The organism is Aestuariibaculum scopimerae, from assembly GCF_059428085.1.
In genome coordinates this window covers 3,426,934-3,447,844 of record NZ_CM182089.1, presented here as the reverse complement: position 1 = coordinate 3,447,844, position 20,911 = coordinate 3,426,934, and the positions used below count along the sequence as shown (strand labels likewise).

The 20,911-nt window shown below is 39.9% G+C and carries 12 protein-coding genes; 7 read left to right on the top strand and 5 right to left on the bottom strand.

All coding sequences use genetic code 11. The annotated features are described in order from the left end of the window. The first annotated feature begins 48 nt into the window (after positions 1-48). Positions 49-606 carry an ExbD/TolR family protein gene (locus tag AC5SR4_RS14910; protein ID WP_495357073.1) on the top strand — a complete coding sequence of 186 codons (558 nt, stop codon included), beginning with the start codon at positions 49-51 and terminating at the stop codon, positions 604-606. A 1-nt stretch (position 607) separates the two neighbouring features. Here the strand turns inward: AC5SR4_RS14910 and AC5SR4_RS14905 are convergent, their stop codons facing one another. Next, positions 608-934: a 3D domain-containing protein gene (locus AC5SR4_RS14905; RefSeq protein WP_495357072.1), complete on the bottom strand. Its 327-nt coding sequence runs from the start codon at positions 932-934 to the stop codon at positions 608-610. A gap of 129 nt (positions 935-1,063) precedes the next feature. Continuing rightward, positions 1,064-3,040, bottom strand: a complete 1,977-nt coding sequence (locus tag AC5SR4_RS14900; protein ID WP_495359195.1) for an alpha-ketoacid dehydrogenase subunit alpha/beta — start codon at positions 3,038-3,040, stop codon at positions 1,064-1,066. A gap of 627 nt (positions 3,041-3,667) precedes the next feature. Here AC5SR4_RS14900 and AC5SR4_RS14895 point away from each other — a divergent pair. The 5 genes from AC5SR4_RS14895 to AC5SR4_RS14875 all read left to right on the top strand — a co-directional run bounded on the left by AC5SR4_RS14895 (position 3,668) and on the right by AC5SR4_RS14875 (position 8,126). Then, the gene (locus AC5SR4_RS14895; protein WP_495357071.1) at positions 3,668-4,618 is read left to right on the top strand and encodes an isopenicillin N synthase family dioxygenase; all 951 of its coding nucleotides are present in this window, start codon (positions 3,668-3,670) and stop codon (positions 4,616-4,618) included. Positions 4,619-4,621: 3 nt separating this feature from the next. Continuing rightward, positions 4,622-4,954, top strand: a complete 333-nt coding sequence (locus tag AC5SR4_RS14890) for a translation initiation factor (RefSeq protein ID WP_495357070.1) — start codon at positions 4,622-4,624, stop codon at positions 4,952-4,954. Between the two features lies 1 nt (position 4,955). Next, positions 4,956-5,897, top strand: a complete 942-nt coding sequence (locus AC5SR4_RS14885) for a DUF1835 domain-containing protein (RefSeq protein ID WP_495357069.1) — start codon at positions 4,956-4,958, stop codon at positions 5,895-5,897. Beyond that, entirely contained in the window at positions 5,887-6,750 is an 864-nt protein-coding gene (locus tag AC5SR4_RS14880) for a nucleoside phosphorylase (RefSeq protein ID WP_495357068.1), read from the top strand. The genes AC5SR4_RS14885 and AC5SR4_RS14880 overlap by 11 nt, the downstream gene beginning before the upstream one ends. 167 nt (positions 6,751-6,917) lie before the next feature. Further along, positions 6,918-8,126, top strand: a complete 1,209-nt coding sequence (locus AC5SR4_RS14875; protein WP_495357067.1) for a T9SS type A sorting domain-containing protein — start codon at positions 6,918-6,920, stop codon at positions 8,124-8,126. Between the two features lie 58 nt (positions 8,127-8,184). On the opposite strand, the gene AC5SR4_RS14870 is transcribed toward AC5SR4_RS14875, so the two are convergent. After that, complete coding sequence (locus tag AC5SR4_RS14870) at positions 8,185-12,441, bottom strand: T9SS type A sorting domain-containing protein (protein ID WP_495357066.1); 4,257 nt, start codon at positions 12,439-12,441, stop codon at positions 8,185-8,187. Positions 12,442-12,883: 442 nt separating this feature from the next. On the opposite strand from AC5SR4_RS14870, the gene AC5SR4_RS14865 reads away from it, so the two are divergent. After that, positions 12,884-13,720 carry a choice-of-anchor J domain-containing protein gene (locus tag AC5SR4_RS14865; protein WP_495357065.1) on the top strand — a complete coding sequence of 279 codons (837 nt, stop codon included), beginning with the start codon at positions 12,884-12,886 and terminating at the stop codon, positions 13,718-13,720. Between the two features lie 72 nt (positions 13,721-13,792). Here AC5SR4_RS14865 and AC5SR4_RS14860 read toward each other — a convergent pair whose 3' ends face one another. Both AC5SR4_RS14860 and AC5SR4_RS14855 read right to left on the bottom strand, forming a co-directional pair. Further along, complete coding sequence (locus AC5SR4_RS14860) at positions 13,793-18,664, bottom strand: T9SS type A sorting domain-containing protein (protein ID WP_495357064.1); 4,872 nt, start codon at positions 18,662-18,664, stop codon at positions 13,793-13,795. A gap of 535 nt (positions 18,665-19,199) precedes the next feature. Next, positions 19,200-20,750, bottom strand: coding sequence for an NAD(P)H-hydrate dehydratase (locus tag AC5SR4_RS14855; protein ID WP_495357063.1), 1,551 nt, complete (start codon positions 20,748-20,750; stop codon positions 19,200-19,202). Positions 20,751-20,911 lie beyond the last annotated feature (161 nt).

The window sequence follows — 20,911 nt, the reverse complement described above, 5'->3', positions numbered from 1 at the left end:
GTATTGTTTTTGTGAGGCTAAATTTACATTAACAAATAAATCCATAACATGAGACATTCAAGACTAATGCCCGAAGTAAATGCAGGATCTATGGCAGATATTGCATTTTTATTACTTATTTTCTTTTTGGTAACCGCTACTATTTCATCTGATCAAGGCATTAATAGACTGCTTCCAAGAGAATGCCCACCAGGGACAGATTGTTCCAACCCTATTAAAGAACGCAATATTCTTCGCATACGTGTAAACAATAATGATGAGATTATGGTAGAAGACAATATTATTGCTATTGATGAATTAAAGGATATTGCTAAAAATTTCATTGATAATAATGGAGATGGTAGCTGTAACTATTGTCATGGTGTGAAAAACATTCATGCATCTGAAAACCCGAGTAAAGCTGTAGTTTCATTACAAAATGGGCAACAAACCTCTTACAGGCAATTCATTGCGGTACAGGATGAATTAACCAAGGCTTATTATGAATTGCGAAATACATATTGTGAAGAGATATTAAAAAAAACATCTAGTGAATTAACAAATAAAGAACTTTTAGAAGTTAAAAAAGCGTATCCTTTTATACTCTCTGAAGCAGAAACCAAATAATTTATTCGGTTAAAATACTATCCTTTAAAACCCCATAGGAAACAGTTACCTTTTTTCTGCCCCATGCTTTTGCAGCTTTAACATCTAAGCCCATGTATATATCTATTTGGTTTCTTTTACGCCAGTGCATCTTATCCTTAACAAAATAAATACTGTCAAAACCCTCAATTTTAACGGGGGTGTTGTGTTTAAATCCTTTTTTTAATAAATCTCTAGACACGGCTATATATGGCAATCCAGGATATAAACTATCTCCAAAAGCTGTAATGTGTGGATTGGTATTGGTTTGGTAAGTTACGGAGTTGTATGCCGTAGCTGTAACTTCCATTTTGTGCCAGTTGTATTGTGCTTCAAAGGGTATTGCTTCCTTTTTGCAACTAATAATACTTAATAATATGATACATAACAACCCTCTCAAAGCCCATCCATTTTATTAAATATACAATAAAATGTTAAACTAATAGTCCATAAGTTCTTTTAGGGCTGTTTCAAATCGGTGCTTTGGAAGGTAATTGTCTTCAAGCTGTTTGGCAAAAGGTATAGGGGTTTCTATACTCCCAACCCGCTTTACTGGGGCATCTAAATGTTCAAAACAATGTTCCATAATAAGCGCCGATATATCACTGGCAATGCCTCCAAATAAAGTGTCTTCGTGCAAGATGATGGCACGGCCTGTTTTTTTAACGGACTCATATATTGTAGCTGTATCTAAAGGCTGTAAAGTTCTTAAGTCTATGAGATCTGCATGAATGTTTGGATTGCTATCTAAAGTTTCTAAGGCCCAATGCACTGCGATACCGTAACTGATGATGGTAACATCCTCCCCTGCTCTTATAACCGAGGCCTCACCAAAAGGCAAAGTATAATACCCTGTGGGAACATCTTGCTTAATGCTTCTATATAAGCCCTTGTGTTCAAAGAACAATACCGGGTTAGGATCGTTAATAGCAGTATTTAACAATCCTTTCGCATCATACGGAAACGCTGGGTATACCACCTTTAGCCCTGGCGTTTTGGTAAACCAGGCCTCATTGGTTTGTGAATGAAAAGGACCAGCAGCTACACCACCACCACAGGGCATACGAATAACCACATCGGCATGTTGTGCCCAGCGGTAATACGATTTGGCCAAATAGTTAACTACAGGATTAAAGCCCGAGGAAATAAAATCGGCAAACTGCATTTCTACCACACTCTTCATACCTGCTATAGATAAGCCCATGGCTGTTTCTATAATGGCAGATTCGCAAATGGGTGTGTTGCGTACACGTGCCTTGCCAAACTGGTTAACAAACCCATCGGTAATTTTAAAAACACCGCCATATTCGGCTATATCCTGACCCATAATCACCAAATCATCATGGCGCTCCATGCTCTGCTTTAAGCCATTGGAAATGGCATCGATAAAGCGGATGTTTTCAAAAGCATCATTTTCTTTAAACTCCTCGTAATCAAGATGTTTAAAAACATCATTTAATTCATTACTTACATCAGGAACAATAGGGGGTTCCTCTATGGCAATGTCTAGATTCTTCTTAATGACTTTGCTAAAATCGCTGGAAATGGAAGCAATAAGCGATTCTGATAAGATGCCTTCATCCAATAAAAAATTCTGGTAATTCAATAGCGGGTCTTTCTTGGCCCAACTATCCATAAGGGCATCTGGTACATATTTGGTGCCACTGGCTTCTTCATGCCCCCGCATTCTAAACGTTTTAAATTCCAATAATACAGGGCGTGGTTTTTTTCTAAGGCTTTCAGCCAGTTTTCTAACAAGTTTAAAAACTTCAATAACATTGTTACCATCAACAACAAACGATTCCATACCATAGCCTATGGCCTTATCTGCTATATCATTACAGTTGTATTGCTCTGCTGTGGGGGTAGACAACCCATAGCCATTATTTTCTACACAAAATAAAACGGGAAGTTGCCAAACCGAAGCCACGTTTAATGCTTCATGAAAATCCCCTTCGCTGGTACCCCCCTCACCGGTAAAAACAGCTGTAACTTGGTTTTTGTTTTTTAGTTTAGATGCTAGGGCTATACCATCGGCCACACCTAACTGCGGACCTAAATGGGATATCATGCCCACAATTTTATATTCTTGACTACCAAAGTGAAAGGACCTATCCCGACCCTTGGTAAACCCCGAAGCTTTGCCTTGCCATTGGGCAAACAAACGATGTAAAGGAATGTTACGTGATAAAAAAACACCTAAATTACGGTGCATGGGAAGGATATATTCTTCGCGGTGTAATGCAAGGGTTACCCCAACCGAAATAGCTTCTTGCCCTATACCCGAAAACCACTTGCTTATTTTTCCCTGTCGCAATAAAACAAGCATCTTATCCTCTACCATCCTCGATTTCAACATGTTCTTGTACAAACCCATAATAATGGTTGTATCTAAATCATTTAAATAGTAAATCATGTGTTTAGAAACATTTGTTTTTTCCATTAACTTGCTGTTCAAAGTTTACCAAATATACTATAAATTAGATATTGGAAGTTAAAATAAGGCATTATAAGTAACCCTCTAAACATTTTAATTAGGACAGGTACAGGCCAAGTCTAGAATCTAGTGCCTAAGCAATGAGGCCTATCATATAATTAAAAAATTAAGGGCTACTACTGCTCGTTTTCCAGACCGTTTTTTTATAAAAATACTCGATAAATGGTATTTAAAACAAGATGTAGAACATCTCAACTTGCCCAGACCATCCATGCAAGTTTACCGGACCACCAACTCAACCTTACCTGTTCAGTACTAAGGGTTGACCTACCCAGTAGGTCAGGTTGAGTTGTTCGTTTCTGCAAGTTGCAAAAACCGTCTGGGCAAGTTGATGTTGCTTTTTGCTTAATTTTTAACAATCTATATTTGGTTTAATCTAGAATATGGGGTTTTTCAAAGTTTATTAAATATATTATAATATTGGAAGTTAAATAGTAGAAGTTGGATGTTAAAAGTTAAATAGAAGAAGGTGGATATTAGAATTTAGATTAATCTTGACAATGTTTTTGTACATTTGTATATACTCATTAATTAAATTATTTTCCAATGAATAAAGTACCTAGTGTAGATTTAAGTGATTTTATTTCTGGTGATCCTGAAAGAAAACAAAAATTTGTTGATGCTATTGGAAAAGCCTATGAAGATATTGGTTTTGTTGCACTAAAAGGCCATTTTTTAGATGATGCACTCGTTGAAAACCTCTATAAAGAAGTAAAAAATTTTTTTGATTTACCTGTTGAAGTTAAACAGAAGTATGAAATCCCCGGCATTGGTGGGCAACGCGGTTATGTATCGTTTGGTAAAGAAAGTGCTAAAGGAAAAAAGGAAGGTGATTTAAAGGAGTTTTGGCATTTTGGACAATACGTAGAAGACAATCCAAAACTAAAAGCCGAGTATCCTAGCAATGTGATTGTTGAAGAACTGCCGGAATTTAATAAAATAGGTAAGGAAGCCTATAAGATGCTAGAAAAAACAGCCAAGTACGTTTTAAGGGCCTTGGCCTTACATCTTGATTTGGAAGAAACTTATTTTGATGATTATATCCATAACGGCAATTCTATTTTAAGGCCCATACACTACCCGCCCATTACCCAAGAGCCCAATAATGCTGTTCGTGCTGCAGCACATGGCGATATTAACTTAATTACTTTGTTAATGGGGGCTCAAGGAAGAGGCTTGCAAGTGCAAAACCATAAGGGTGAGTGGATAGATGCAATTGCTGAACCTGATGAGCTGATGATTAATGTGGGCGATATGCTATCCAGACATACCAATAATAAATTAAAATCTACCATACACCGTGTTATTAACCCACCAAGAGAACTTTGGGGTACATCACGTTATTCCATCCCGTTTTTTATGCACCCTATAAGTGATATGAAACTAGATGTACTGGACAGTTGTGTTGATGAAGATAACCCAAAAGCATATGACGATATTACAGCGGGTGAATTTTTAACGGAACGCTTAATTGAATTGGGACTTATTAAAAAGTAATGTATGGATTTACAAGATCAACTAAAAAAGTTATTTCCAGACCATATTGATGAAACTCCTGATGAAGCCCCCCAAGATGCAGCTTCAGATATATGGATGCAAGAGGCGCCCTTAATCTGCAAATATGAAAAACGAAAAGGCAAGCCCATAACGATTATAGAAGGCTATACCGGTGCCAATGAGGATTTCAAGGCATTGGCAAAAACCATTAAAACAGCCCTAAGTGTTGGGGGCAGTTTTAAAGATGATAAAATTATTATTCAGGGCGATTATCGTGACAAAATTATGGATATGCTAAAGGATAAAGGGTTTTTAGTGAAACGTGTTGGTGGATAAGATGACCAAGCAACCCTTGCATATAACCAACGGAAGTGCTTTAACCAATAGACTAAGCGAATTGGGTGTTGAAGGCGAAACCCTTAGTTGGCAAGAAATGCTATGTGAAGGCCCTACCCTAGAGCAAGTCTATTCAGATGCTTTTTTAAAGCTTAGAAAGTCTTTCTTTAGTTCGTATTATGATATAGATTTAGACGTTTCAAAAATCAATTCAGAATTAAATAAACTAAGTCGTATTGACCGTTATTCTAAAATTGTACTTTGGTTTGAATACGATCTCTTTTGCCATATAAACCTTATGGCTGTTATTAGCTTAATTCAACAAAAACATATAGAGCTCCCCCTCTATTTAGTTTGTAGCGGTAAAGTTTCGGGCAGTAAAAATTTAAAGGGCTTAGGAGAGCTAGACTCTAAACAACTATTACAGCATTACCAAGATAAAATAAAGCTTACACCCGAAGCTATAGATCTGGCCACTACCGTTTGGGGTATTTATTGTGGTAAAGACCACAACCTTTTTAAGCCCATTATTGTAAAAAGCTCGTCATTTACATACTTGAACAGTTGTTTAAAGGCACACCTAGAGCGTTTTCCAAATGCGATAAGTGGCTTAAACAATATTGAAAGAAATATTTTAGAAATATTGAGAGACGTCTGTATAAAATCTAAGCACCACCTCCTTGGTTATGCACTTAATTACCAAGGTTATTATGGGTATGGCGACTTACAGATTTTACGAATTATAGAAAAACTCAGTATCTTTATTATAGAAGAAGAAAACAGTTTAAAACTAAACCGAAAAGGCCATGAAGCTTTGCTGGGAAAATTTAATGTGGCTTTAGAATTAAATAATAGTATGACTTACGGTGGTGTGCATAAATTCGATTTTCAGTTTAACATGCAACAAAACAAACTCATAAAAACGGTAATGAATGCCCATTAAAGACTCTGAACTTATATTAAATACTGATGGTAGTATTTACCATTTAAACCTAAAACCCGAACAAGTTGCCAAAACTATTTTGTTTGTTGGCGATCAAGACCGTGTTGAAAAGGTTTCCAAGCATTTTGACACCCTTACATTTAAAACCCAAAAGCGCGAGTTTAAAACCCATACAGGTACTTACAAAGGAAAGCCAGTATCCGTCATATCCACAGGTATTGGGCCAGATAATATTGATATTGTACTAAATGAATTGGATGCCCTTTTTAACATTGATTTAAAAACAAGAACACCTAAGGCTGTCCATACGTCCCTAAATATTATTAGAATAGGCACTTCTGGTTCCCTACAACAGGATATTCCTGTAGATGCTTTTGTTTTAAGTAGGTTTGGTTTAGATCTTAATGGCATGCTACATGCCTATAATTTGGATGGTGTTACCCACCCCGATATTGAAGACGCTTTTATAGAACATACCCATTGGCACCCAAATAAAGCGCGTCCCATTGTTATTAGGGGAAGCAGCATTTTAGAAAAGCAGTTGGATGGCGACAATATATACAAAGGGTTTACGGCCACTGCTGGCGGTTTTTATGGCCCTCAAGGTAGAGTTTTGCGATTACCGCTTCAAGACAGCAAACTAAACCATGCTATGGATACCTTTAGTTTTAAAGGATTGCAGGTTACCAATCTAGAAATGGAAACGGCTGCTATTTATGGGTTATCTCAACTTCTTGGGCACCATGCCATGTCCTTAAATGCTATTATTGCCAATAGGGCTTTGGGAACTTTTAGCAAGCATCCTGCCCAAACCATTGAAAATCTTATACAGTATACATTAGATAAATTATAAAATACAAAAGTTGTAGTAAGCATTATTCCATTTGGTTTTAAAAATAAAAGCCTTAATAATTCTCCCTTTCAAGCTATAAATTAAGCAGTTAAACTATAAAAGATGTAAGTTGTTCACCTTTTTTATATTTTTATTAGTATGATAAGTTTATCTAATATTTGAAACGCATGGAAAAAACTACACGTATTCTTTTTGGCTTTATTTTTTTAATCTGCGCACACACTGGTTTTACACAAGCTCCTGTAAATGATGAATGTAGTGGTGCTACTTCTTTGAGTGTTAATCTTGATGGAGATTGTGACAATGTTATAGTTTCGTTTAATGGTGAAGAAACCAATTCTGGGGTTGGAGATCCTGGGTGTGCCTCGTATATAGGTGATGACCTATGGTATAAAGTTGTAGTTCCTCCCACTGGTGCTGTTACTGTTGAAACGAATCAGGATGATTTTGGTGCAGTAAATAGGATTGATGATGGTGGTATGGCTATTTATACTGGAGATTGTAATAATTTAGCCTTGTATGAGTGTAATGATGATGGGAATTCTGCATTAGCGCAATTTGAAAAAATAACTTATGTTGGAACTGATGGAGAAACCATATATATTAGATTATGGCAAAAAAATGTTGTCGATAATGCCGGAACTCATAAAATTTGTGTGTACCAAGTAGATCCTCCTGCTGAGGCTACTAATGATGACTGTAGCGACGCAACACTTCTGGATTTGGAAGTAACTTGCAACCCTGTGGTTGGCACTAATTTTGGAGCTACAAGCTCTGTTGATTCTGATCCTACATGTGGATATTATTTAGGTGATGATGTTTGGTATAAAATTGTATTGGATGATGCCAAAGATTATGACATAGCTGTGGAAACTTCAGAGGACGATGGTTCTATTTTGGACGCTGCTCTTGCTATCTATACTGAAAACACTCCAGGAGATTGTTCAGCAGGACTTACTGAAATTGATTGTGATGATGATAGTGGTAGTGGAAACTTCTCTAAAATTGAATTATTGGGGCGCCGAAATGAAACGTTATATGTCCGTGTTTGGGCAATAGATAATGTTGAAACAGGCACGTTTAACATTTGTGCTACTGATATTTCTAGCCTAAGCACTAAAGATGTTGCTATAGCTAATTTTGTCCTCTACCCTAACCCCGCAAGAAACAATGTGCATCTTAAATTTAGTAATTTATCCTATAATGATATTTCGATAAAAGCTTATGATATTCAAGGAAAATTAGTGCTTTCTACTAGCAAAAGGCTTCAGAACAATAAAAGTGATTTAGATATATCTTCCTTAAACAGTGGTTTGTATTTCCTTAAAATTTTTGATGGAGAGCACGAGGTAACTAAAAAACTTGTTGTAAAGTAATCCTTTAAATGGTTTATAATTTAGATAGGCTCCTGTAAAAAACAGGAGCCTATTATTATTATTGCTTAATCAATGGTTTTATTACCCTATCTTGGGTTTGATTTGTAATTTTGATAAAATAGATACCTTGCTTTACAGCTTCTAAATTTAATACTTGTATTTTTCCATTGATACTTTTATGTGTAGTTTTAAAAATAACACGACCATTGATATCCCATATACTAATTTTAAAATCTTGATTGTTGAACTCCAGTGGTAAGCTAATAGATAGTTTGTTGCTAAAGGGATTTGGGTAGACTAAAACAGTGTTGATATTAAAATCTTCCACACCAAGACTATCACAACCATCAGGAGTGCCATTTCCATTTGTATCAATACTATCATCATAACCTTCACAAAGATCGCAACCATCTGGAACACCATCAGTATCAGAATCTACTGAATCGTCATAGCCTTCACATATATCATAGCAATCAGCAACACCGTCGCTATCAGAATCAAAGCCCTCATCAGTTTGGCCGTCACAATCATTGTCCTTGCCATCACACAACTCAGGTGCATCGGGGTAAACAGTATCATCGGTATCATCACAATCGGTATTGTCGCTTACATAACCCATTGGAGCAGAACATGCCTGTGTACTATCCTCTGGATTGCCATAGCCATCATCATCGCTATCAGCATAGTAGGTGTTTTTGACACCCTCATCGGTTTGTCCGTCACAATCATTGTCCTTACCATCACAAAGCTCTGGGGCATTTGGGTATATGGTGTCATCGGTATCATCGCAATCGGTATTGTCGCTTACATAGCCCGCAGGAGAGGAACAAGCCTGTATGGTGGTACTTGAGTCACCATAACCATCTTCATCGGTATCGGCATAGTAGGTGTTTTTGACACCCTCATCGGTTTGTCCGTCACAATCATTGTCCTTACCATCACAAAGCTCTGGGGCATTTGGGTATATGGTGTCATCGGTATCATCGCAATCGGTATTGTCACTTACATACCCTGTGGGTGCTGAACAGGCTAATATACTAGAGCTAATGTTACCATAACCATCATCATCGCTATCGGCATAGTAGGTGTTTTTGACACCCTCATCGGTTTGTCCGTCACAATCATTGTCCTTGCCGTCGCAAAGCTCTGGGGCATTGGGGTATATGGTATCATCGGTATCATCGCAATCGGTATTGTCGCTTACATACCCTGTGGGTGCAGAGCAGGCTGTTGTTGTAGAATCTGGGTCGCCATAGCCATCATCATCGGTATCGGCATAGTAGGTGTTCTTAACACCCTCATCGGTTTGTCCGTCACAATCGTTGTCCTTGCCGTCGCAAAGCTCTGGGGCATTGGGGTAAACGGTATCGTCTGTATCATCACAATCGGTATTGTCGTTTACATAGCCCGTAGGAGGGGAACAAGCCTGTATGGTGGTACTTGAGTCACCATAACCATCTTCATCACTATCGGCATAATAGGTTGTAGTAACGCCTTCATCAATGCCATTAACACAGTTATTATCTTTACCATCACACAATTCTGGGGCATTTGGGTATATGGTGTCATCGGTATCATCGCAATCGGTATTGTCGCTTACATACCCTGTGGGTGCAGAGCATGCCTGTACAGTTTCACTGGGATCACCATAGCCATCCCCATCACTATCGGCATAATAGGTGTTTTTGACACCTTCATCTATTTGCCCGTCACAGTCATTGTCAATGCCATCGCAAACTTCAGTGGCTCCAGGATAGATAGTGTCCTTGGTATCATCACAATCCCCTTCATTTTCTGTATGGCCATCCCCATCATCATCTACATCTGCCGAACTATCTAAAGTTGCAGGGTTGCAATCATCATCTATTAAATTGTCCAATATTTCTATAGCCCCTGGGTTTACCCCTGCCTTAGTGTCATCACAATCGGTATTGTCGCTTACATAGCCTGTTGGTGCGGAACAAGCCTGTATGCTTTCATTTGGGTCGCCATAAGTATCTCCATCGGTATCGGCATAGTAGGTGTTCTTAACGCCCTCATCGGTTTGTCCGTCACAATCGTTGTCCTTGCCGTCACAAAGCTCTGGGGCATTTGGGTATACGGTGTCATCGGTATCATCGCAATCGGTATTGTCGCTTACATACCCTGTGGGTGCAGAGCAGGCTGTTGTTGTAGAGTCTGGGTCCCCATAGCCATCATCATCACTATCGGCATAGTAGGTGTTCTTAACACCCTCATCGGTTTGTCCGTCACAATCATTGTCCTTGCCATCACACAACTCAGGTGCATCGGGGTAAACAGTATCATCGGTATCATCACAATCGGTATTGTCGCTTACATAACCCATTGGAGCAGAACATGCCTGTGTACTATCCTCTGGATTGCCATAGCCATCATCATCGCTATCAGCATAGTAGGTGTTTTTGACGCCCTCATCGGTTTGTCCGTCACAATCATTGTCCTTACCATCACAAAGCTCTGGGGCATTTGGGTATATGGTGTCATCGGTATCATCGCAATCGGTATTGTCGCTTACATAGCCCGCAGGAGAGGAACAAGCCTGTATGGTGGTACTTGAGTCACCATAACCATCTTCATCGGTATCGGCATAGTAGGTGTTTTTGACACCCTCATCGGTTTGTCCGTCACAATCATTGTCCTTACCATCACAAAGCTCTGGGGCATTGGGGTATATGGTGTCATCGGTATCATCGCAATCGGTATTGTCGCTTACATACCCTGTGGGTGCTGAACAGGCTAATATACTAGAGCTAATGTTACCATAACCATCATCATCGCTATCGGCATAGTAGGTATTCTTGACACCCTCATCGGTTTGTCCGTCACAATCATTGTCCTTGCCATCGCACAACTCAGGTGCATCGGGGTAAACAGTATCATCGGTATCATCGCAATCGGTATTGTCACTTACATACCCTGTGGGTGCAGAGCAAGCTGTTGTTGTAGAGTCTGGGTCGCCATAGCCATCTTCATCGGTATCGGCATAAAATGTGTTTGTTAAACCTTCATCAATTTGCCCATCACAATTATTATCCTTACCGTCACAAATTTCTGGGGCATTGGGGTAAACGGTATCGTCTGTATCATCACAATCTACATCAACATGGTTGCTATAACCATCACCATCGCTATCAGTGGTGGTTGTCGATGACCAAATTTTTAACCCAAAAGAGCGATCAACATTTGTTGTAGTATTAAAGTAATATACACGAACATAATAAATGTCACCTATGGTAAGTCCATTATAATTAATTTCTTCATAAGAAGGAGTTGAGGTATTGGAGTCACTACAATCTAAATAATTTAGGGAATTACAATCTCCAGAATATAATGTTACAATAAAATTTACGCTAGAAGTGGGTTCTACAGTTATATTAATATTGGTTGTTTGTGCCACGAATGAAAACCACATATCGTCTCTAGCATTTCCAGTAGTTCCATTACAGTTTTCTGCATCTACATCGGTGCCGGCACCTCCATCTAAATCACCTAGTGTAGCAGTAGCCAAACCAGCGTTATCTTTTCCTGTTTGTTCTAATATGTTAATGGAGCCACTACAATAGTCGTTTTCTGGTGGCGATATGGTGTTTGTTGTAAAAGTTAGTGGGCCTAACCAATCACTTGTATTTCCAGATCCACAATTAGACCTAATGTATAAGTCGTAAGTAGTTCCACTGTTCAATACATCTCCAGAACTTGCATTTAATGTTGATGCTGCTGTTGAACCATTTACCGTATGATTTCCTGTATTTGGAGTAAAACTCGACAAGCCTATTTCCCAATCGTAACCAACTGGTGTACTCATAGTTGGAGCACTCCATGAAAAGTCTATGCGCCCATCAGATTTATAGGTAACATCACTAGGTGTAACAGTAGGCTTATAACATGCTAACGGTGCATTGGTTAAATCCTCAATAGTGGTTTCATGAAAAGAGAAATCTGTATTACAGCCAGAATCTACCCGAATATGCATCCTAACGGTTGTATAAGCTATATTGTTAATGTCTAAAGGTGAACTGCCAGATAATATTGGGGTGTCATCAGTGTCGGTTATGGTAATATAATCACCTACTGTACCACTGCTGTGCGTACTTGAAAAGCGATAGTTATGGCCTGCAGTTAAGCCTGTTATAACGGTGTATTCATTTGTTTCTTGATTTGTGGCAATAACTTCTATAAACCCACTATTTGGGGTAGACGTTGTTGAAGTGTTTAGAATTGAATTTATACAGTTTTGAGAATATGAAAATAAAGAGCAGCATAAGCCAACCAATAAACAAGTAATATTTTTCATAGTAATGACTTTATAATAACAAAAAGATAACTAATAGGTTTTTGATAATAGCTTTAACTCTATAATCATTTAAGAGTCAATTATTTAAATTTATAGATTAAACTTTTGATGTAATAAGATAATAGATAAAGGATTGAAAAACCTCGTTGATATGCTACTGTCTAAATTCACAAGGGCATCAGTTGTTTTTTCTTATTGACTGTGTTTTAACCACTTAGATTGTTTATAATCCATTTTTTTTGTTAATAACTTACTTTTTTTAATTGTTTATTATTCAATGAGATAGCTATTTTTGCCAAATTTTTAAATGTAAACGTTGTTTTTTGTGTTCTAATACTTTCATTTTTATTATTAAAACATGTATTTCATCGATAAAAAGCATATAAATCAGTTTATTTGCATCTTTATTTATATATTTATCAACGATTTAACCTAATTAGTTATGAAGAAAATTATACTTTTAGCAATGGTAGGTATCTTTGCTTATGATTTAAATGGACAGTGTGATAGCAATCTACCTGTTATGGAACATTTTGATGAGAACTCCATAGGTGTGTGCTGGCAGGTGGACGATGTAGATGGTGACGGATATGATTGGTATTGGAGAGACTATGGCTCTTTTTATGGCGGGCATAAATGTTTAACCTCTAGGTCTTGGAATTCTTCCGATTTAGATTTAACCCCAGATAATTGGATATATTCTTATGGTATCGATTTAACTTCTTTTAATACCTCAGATAATATTGAACTCTCTTGGAAAGTGAGAGCTGAAAGAAGTGATTTGGCTCATGAATATTATACAGTTTATGCTGCTACCAACAACAATATATCAGATTTTCAATCAAGTGCAGTTAAAAGAGGAGAATATGCTGATGAAGTCGGTGCATCAGGTGTTTTTGTAACCAGAACTTTAGACATTTCATCATTGGCTGGAAATATGATTTATGTTGCTTTTAGGCATCAAAACATTTCAGGCTCGCAATATATTCTTAACATAGATGATGTTTCTATTAGTAATTTAACATTGAGTGTAGAAGATTTTAATAAAGAAAATTTTAAGCACTATTATAACACCTCTGATAAAATGTTAACATTAAAATCCTTTAATATGCCCATCAGCGCTGTTAAAATTTATAATTTAATGGGACAACAAATTATTGATAACAAATTATCTAATACCAGTGGGGATATAGACTTGTCTGGAATGGTTGATGGTATTTATATTGCTCAAGTGGAAATTAATGATAGTACAAAAGCAATCAAGTTTTTGAAATATTGATTCTAAATACTCAAAAATAAAAAAGAGCGGCCTAATAGAACCGCTCTTTTTTATGAATTAAAATTATAATTATTATCTCTGGTACGTGCTAGAAGACACTATTTTCTTAACAAGTGTGCCTTTGGCCGTAGTGACTCTTACAAAGAACATTTGGTTATCTGTTCTTGAAAGATCTAGTTTCGTTGTTCCAATTGTTCCTTTCATGTAGCTTTCATCAACAGCTTGTTTTACTAGGGTTCCTTTAGTGTCATAGACATCAATACCAACCTTAGTGTCATAATCAAACTTGTAGCTAATGCTTACTTCGTCTTCAAATGGTACTGGATACGCTTTGAAAGTAATGGATTCTTTGCTTGGTGCTTTACCCCAAACAACATCAACAATACAATCTGGATCAATTCCACCATTAAAGCTACCACCATTTTCAGGTGATTCTGGTATAAAGCTTCCTTCCGGAATATCTTCACCACAAGCTACAGAATGTGCTATCACATAGAAACCTCCCGTGGCCGTAATATCAGCATTATCAGTTGTCCACATATCGGCATGTGCTAAGTTACCAGCTACAAAGGTATATTGTCCTGGAGCTACAGTTGGCTCACCTTTTTTGGTGGTTGGATACATCTCACAATCAATATATAAGTGTACTTCGTCCAAACCATAACCAGGTGCCATGTCGTAAGTAACTTCTACATTACCTTGATCTGACTCGCCTATTTGTGTATACTCAATAATCACATTACCTACATAAGTGCCTTTATTAAGATCACATTTACCTGCACCTCTATAAAGATCTAATGTATAGGTGCCAAAGCTTGGGATGAAGTTAGTCCAACCCCAACGGCTAAAGTCATCTTGGCGGAAACATCTACTGATGTCATCGTCTATGGCATCACCTGCTTCATTAAGCGCTACACCAAATGCAGTTCCACAATCTACAACACATTCTTGAATGGTTACAGTAGTTCCACAAGTATTACTACATTGGGTTGCTATATTAGTTATAGTTACCGTTAAAGAGTAATCCCCTGGTAATGCTGATCCATCATTTATAAACACTGGGTTATAAATTGTTGGGTCACTTAAATATGCTGCACCTGGACCTGACCACAAATATGTATAGTCACCTACTGCACCTGTTGTTGGTGTTACCCAAACATTAATATCCAATGCTCCTGGACATTGTGCTGGGTCGTTTCCAGCTGTACAGGTTGGGTTCGGGTTGATGGTCAGGGTGCCGCTGTTGGTTCCGGTACAGTTGGTTGCATTACCGGTATCGGTAACGATAACACTGTATACACCGGCCACACTGGCGCTGAAGCTTGCCACATCACCCGGGTCTGCCTGTCCCACTGGAACGGTCCACGCATAGCTGTACGGTCCAACACCTCCTGCGGGGGTCGCCGTAATCTGTGCGCTGCCGTCAGAGGCGCATATGGTCGGACTGTTCACCGTCACTGTTGGGTTCGGGTTGATGGTCAGGGTGCCGCTGTTGGTTCCGGTACAGTTGGTTGCATTACCGGTATCGGTAACGATAACACTGTATACACCGGCCACACTGGCGCTGAAGCTTGCCACATCACCCGGGTCTGCCTGTCCCACTGGAACGGTCCACGCATAGCTGTACGGTCCAACACCTCCTGCGGGGGTCGCCGTAATCTGTGCGCTGCCGTCAGAGGCGCATATGGTCGGACTGTTCACCGTCACTGTTGGGTTCGGGTTGATGGTCAGGGTGCCGCTGTTGGTTCCGGTACAGTTGGTTGCATTACCGGTATCGGTAACGATAACACTGTATACACCGGCCACACTGGCGCTGAAGCTTGCCACATCACCCGGGTCTGCCTGTCCCACTGGAACGGTCCACGCATAGCTGTACGGTCCAACACCTCCTGCGGGGGTCGCCGTAATCTGTGCGCTGCCGTCAGAGGCGCATATGGTCGGACTGTTCACCGTCACTGTTGGGTTCGGGTTGATGGTCAGGGTGCCGCTGTTGGTTCCGGTACAGTTGGTTGCATTACCGGTATCGGTAACGATAACACTGTATACACCGGCCACACTGGCGCTGAAGCTTGCCACATCACCCGGGTCTGCCTGTCCCACTGGAACGGTCCACGCATAGCTGTACGGTCCAACACCTCCTGCGGGGGTCGCCGTAATCTGTGCGCTGCCGTCAGAGGCGCATATGGTCGGACTGTTCACCGTCACTGTTGGGTTCGGGTTGATGGTCAGGGTGCCGCTGTTGGTTCCGGTACAGTTGGTTGCATTACCGGTATCGGTAACGATAACACTGTATACACCGGCCACACTGGCGCTGAAGCTTGCCACATCACCCGGGTCTGCCTGTCCCACTGGAACGGTCCACGCATAGCTGTACGGTCCAACACCTCCTGCGGGGGTCGCCGTAATCTGTGCGCTGCCGTCAGAGGCGCATATGGTCGGACTGTTCACCGTCACTGTTGGGTTCGGGTTGATGGTCAGGGTGCCGCTGTTGGTTCCGGTACAGTTGGTTGCATTACCGGTATCGGTAACGATAACACTGTATACACCGGCCACACTGGCGCTGAAGCTTGCCACATCACCCGGGTCTGCCTGTCCCACTGGAACGGTCCACGCATAGCTGTACGGTCCAACACCTCCTGCGGGGGTCGCCGTAATCTGTGCGCTGCCGTCAGAGGCGCATATGGTCGGACTGTTCACCGTCACTGTTGGGTTCGGGTTGATGGTCAGGGTGCCGCTGTTGGTTCCGGTACAGTTGGTTGCATTACCGGTATCGGTAACGATAACACTGTATACACCGGCCACACTGGCGCTGAAGCTTGCCACATCACCCGGGTCTGCCTGTCCCACTGGAACGGTCCACGCATAGCTGTACGGTCCAACACCTCCTGCGGGGGTCGCCGTAATCTGTGCGCTGCCGTCAGAGGCGCATATGGTCGGACTGTTCACCGTCACTGTTGGGTTCGGGTTGATGGTCAGGGTGCCGCTGTTGGTTCCGGTACAGTTGGTTGCATTACCGGTATCGGTAACGATAACACTGTATACACCGGCCACACTGGCGCTGAAGCTTGCCACATCACCCGGGTCTGCCTGTCCCACTGGAACGGTCCACGCATAGCTGTACGGTCCAACACCTCCTGCGGGGGTCGCCGTAATCTGTGCGCTGCCGTCAGAGGCGCATATGGTCGGACTGTTCACCGTCACTGTTGGGTTCGGGTTGATGGTCAGGGTGCCGCTGTTGGTTCCGGTACAGTTGGTTGCATTACCGGTATCGGTAACGATAACACTGTATACACCGGCCACACTGGCGCTGAAGCTTGCCACATCACCCGGGTCTGCCTGTCCCACTGGAACGGTCCACGCATAGCTGTACGGTCCAACACCTCCTGCGGGGGTCGCCGTAATCTGTGCGCTGCCGTCAGAGGCGCATATGGTCGGACTGTTCACCGTCACTGTTGGGTTCGGGTTGATGGTCAGGGTGCCGCTGTTGGTTCCGGTACAGTTGGTTGCATTACCGGTATCGGTAACGATAACACTGTATACACCGGCCACACTGGCGCTGAAGCTTGCCACATCACCCGGGTCTGCCTGTCCCACTGGAACGGTCCACGCATAGCTGTACGGTCCAACACCTCCTGCGGGGGTCGCCGTAATCTGTGCGCTGCCGTCAGAGGCGCATATGGTCGGACTGTTCACCGTCACTGTTGGGCTCGGGTTAACATATATGTTACCAGTTCCTGGGCCAGAAGGATCACATCCATTAACATTATCTGTTACTGTAACTGTATATGCACCTGCATCAGATAAGTTTGCAGGATTGATAGTAAGTGTAGCTGAGTCACCACCAACGATAGCATCACTAGGGTCTCTCCACTCATAACTAAAATCTCCAGCAGGTTGCAATTCGCCCTCATAATATACAGTAGCTGTTAGTGTTGCAGATTTACCTTCACATACAGTATCATCTGTTACCTGAACTGTAGGAGATAAATTAAAACTACCTCCGGCAAAATCTTTTAATTTAGCTGTTAACTCATCTGAGGATCTTGTTTCTAATAACCAAGAGGCATTACAAAGTAAATAAGGATTTTGTGAAAGGTTAAAAACACTAGTCAAATCAATGGCTCCCTCATAAAACTCGTATTGCTGATATTTGGTTTGCCCGGTTTTTACATGCCCTGCATTAGTACCATCGCCATACTCATCATAATCCAAATAAACTTGAGGAACGTCAATTAGAGTCGCTTCATTATTCTGTGCTGCAACCCCAGGTACTGTAGCGGTAATATCTGTAAGAGCACCTCCATCCCATCTGTATATTAAAATATCAGCAAACTTAGCTCCATTTGAGAAATTTGCCAATACTAGTAAATCATTATCATTATGTGGGGGCATAAAAATTTGCTCACCCATGTGGGTTACAGGAGTAGAACCGCCTACAAGAAACCAAAATCCCATATATGCCGTCCCATTCGACTCTCTTCTGTCACCAGAAAAGAATAAATATGTATTGCCTTCTATGTAATCTAGGGCACCTATACATGGATCTCCTGGATCTGGAGGACCAGCTACTGCAACAACAGCAGCGGCATTCATAATATCACCCTTGGGTAATGTAGAAGTAATTGTCCAGTTATTACCCCCTACTCCAAAATCATAAATGTCTTTAGCATTGGTATGATATGCGGTGTCATTGTTGCCATCATGGTCCGAATCACTAATAGGATCTGGAACATATGAATAATTTGGGTGACCTATAATAGGATCGGTTCCCCATTCAGCAGGATCACCATCAATACAAGGTACCTGCGCCTGCAAACTATTTACAGACAACAAAAAAAGCATCAACAAGCTAAAGCCCATCATGCTTTTTAAATGTGATTTGCACCAATTGCCAAAGCAATTTGCAAATACACTGTTCTTAAATTTTTGAGTAAAATTGTTCATTAACATAACATTTGTTTTAATTAATAAATGTGTTAACATAACAATGGGTAGTGCACTATTTTAAATCCCTTATAGACTTAAATAGTTAAATAAAAGGTGAGACGAGGGCATCTTCAAATCTGCTATTAATCAAAAATGCGTTTCGTTAGGGAGTACTATAAAATAAGAAAGGATATAATTTTGGTATATTGAGGAAAATCAAATTTAGTAAATTATTAATGACATATCAATTTTATTTTCAACCTTTTAGATAATCAGTGTTTTTTTTAAGACCATCTGCACATCCTATTTATTGAATTAATAAATATACCTGATAAACATTATTATTTCTGGGTCGAAAAGTAAGAAACCTATTGGCAATTGTTTTCTAGTTTTGACTTTTATAAGGATACCGCAAAGGTTTTATTGTGTTTAACTATGGTCTTTATAAAAATACTGTTTTTTTTTGAAAAAGTTCTACAATAAATTTAAGCGTTAAAGCTATGTAGACATAACTATATAACCTGCACAAATAAAAAGATACACTAGGAGCTAATTAAGCCTCTGGTTGTGCTTCTGAAATTTCTGGTGATTCTGGCTGTTTAAATAAGTCTTTGTATGCTTCTCCTAAATAATCTATAACATGACTGGCTACTAAACTTTGGTATCCAAAATCCTCTACAGCTATATCAGCCGAGGCTCCATGTAAATAAACACCAAAAATAGCGGCCAATAACGGACTGTACTTTTGTGAAATCAATCCAGTTATAATACCTGTTAGTACATCACCACTACCTGCGGTAGCCAATCCTGGGTTTCCAGTAGTATTTACATATAGTTTATTTTCATAAACGGTAATGGTATTAGCGCCTTTAACAACAATAATGAGATCGTGTTTTTTTGAAAAGGCTTTGACTTTTCTTAACTTATCAAAATCATCTTTCCATGCCCCTATTAGTCGTTCTAATTCTTTGGGGTGTGGTGTTATAACGGTTTCTTTTGGTAACAACTTTATTAGGCTTTTGTTTTTTGAAAGCATATTGATGCCATCTGCATCAATAACCAATGGTGCTTTATTATTTTTTAAAAAGGTTTTGAATGCCTCTATAGTTTGTGCGTTAGTGCCTATGCCTACTCCAATACCTATTACGGTTGGTTCTAAATCAAATTGAATATTGGAGATATAGTTTTCAGCATTATCGGTTATTACCATAGCTTCTGGAAATGATGCCTGTAATGGTACATACCCACACCGTGGAACAAAGGCAGTAACTAACCCCGAGCCTGTACACAAAGCTGCTTTACTGGCCAAGATAACAGCCCCTATTTTGCCATAGCTGCCACCTATAACTAAACTGTGTCCAAATTCGCCTTTATGCGAAAATTTATCACGTGGTATATACATGGGCAACACTTCGTGCTTACCAATTAAGTCGGCTTCGGTTATGGTTTTGTACAGAAACTCTGGATCAAAGCCTATATCTAACACTTCCCATTGTACTGTATATTTTGAGGTGTCTGGCAAAAAGAAAACCAATTTTGGAGTTACAAAGCTAAGTGTGTAGTTAGCGTTTACTACACTATTTTCTTCTTCGGGTACTTTATCTGTGCTAAGGCCCGACGGAATATCTACAGATAGTGTAAAGGCATGCGAATTTTTAAAATGCATGAAGAGTGCTTTTACCCAATCAACCGGAGGCCTATTTAAGCCAATACCAAAAATGGCATCTACTATAATGTCGTCTTGGTTTATTTCTGGAAAGTCATCTGCAGAATCCAAAAGTATGGGCCAATCTTTGGTGACGTTCTTAATCCTGTCATAATTAATTAAAAAGTCTTTAGAGCGCTTGTCGCTGTAATTCACAATATAGGTCTTAACATTGTAGCCATCTAAAATTAAATGCCTAGCTAGTACTAAGCCATCACCACCATTATTGCCAATACCACAGAATACATGTATAGGCACCTGGGCACCTTGCATACGTAAATGCATCCAGTTGAAAATTTGCGACCCGGCGCGCTCCATCAAATCTGTTGAAGTGATGTTTTGGCGCTCTACCGTTAATTTATCGCCTTCATAGATTTGTTCTTTGGAAAATATTTTCATCTGGTATTATTGATTTTTCAGTTCTTAAATGCAATTACTAATTTTTTTAAAAGAATACAGGCACAATATAAGAATACTGTAAAAAAAAAGTTTTTGTTTTTTTATTAGTCTAAAAGTAATACTTTTGACTTGTATTATTACTGTTATAATGTATCATTTAA

Bases quoted from the DNA above. Each gene is read 5' to 3' on its own strand.
- AC5SR4_RS14910 (WP_495357073.1), top strand. From the start codon at position 49: ATGAGACATTCAAGACTAATGCCCGAAGTAAATGCAGGATCTATGGCA.
- AC5SR4_RS14905 (WP_495357072.1), bottom strand. From the start codon at position 934: ATGGAAGTTACAGCTACGGCATACAACTCCGTAACTTACCAAACCAAT.
- AC5SR4_RS14900 (WP_495359195.1), bottom strand. From the start codon at position 3,040: ATGATTTACTATTTAAATGATTTAGATACAACCATTATTATGGGTTTG.
- AC5SR4_RS14895 (WP_495357071.1), top strand. From the start codon at position 3,668: ATGAATAAAGTACCTAGTGTAGATTTAAGTGATTTTATTTCTGGTGAT.
- AC5SR4_RS14890 (WP_495357070.1), top strand. From the start codon at position 4,622: ATGGATTTACAAGATCAACTAAAAAAGTTATTTCCAGACCATATTGAT.
- AC5SR4_RS14885 (WP_495357069.1), top strand. From the start codon at position 4,956: ATGACCAAGCAACCCTTGCATATAACCAACGGAAGTGCTTTAACCAAT.
- AC5SR4_RS14880 (WP_495357068.1), top strand. From the start codon at position 5,887: ATGCCCATTAAAGACTCTGAACTTATATTAAATACTGATGGTAGTATT.
- AC5SR4_RS14875 (WP_495357067.1), top strand. From the start codon at position 6,918: ATGGAAAAAACTACACGTATTCTTTTTGGCTTTATTTTTTTAATCTGC.
- AC5SR4_RS14870 (WP_495357066.1), bottom strand. From the start codon at position 12,441: ATGAAAAATATTACTTGTTTATTGGTTGGCTTATGCTGCTCTTTATTT.
- AC5SR4_RS14865 (WP_495357065.1), top strand. From the start codon at position 12,884: ATGAAGAAAATTATACTTTTAGCAATGGTAGGTATCTTTGCTTATGAT.
- AC5SR4_RS14860 (WP_495357064.1), bottom strand. From the start codon at position 18,664: ATGAACAATTTTACTCAAAAATTTAAGAACAGTGTATTTGCAAATTGC.
- AC5SR4_RS14855 (WP_495357063.1), bottom strand. From the start codon at position 20,750: ATGAAAATATTTTCCAAAGAACAAATCTATGAAGGCGATAAATTAACG.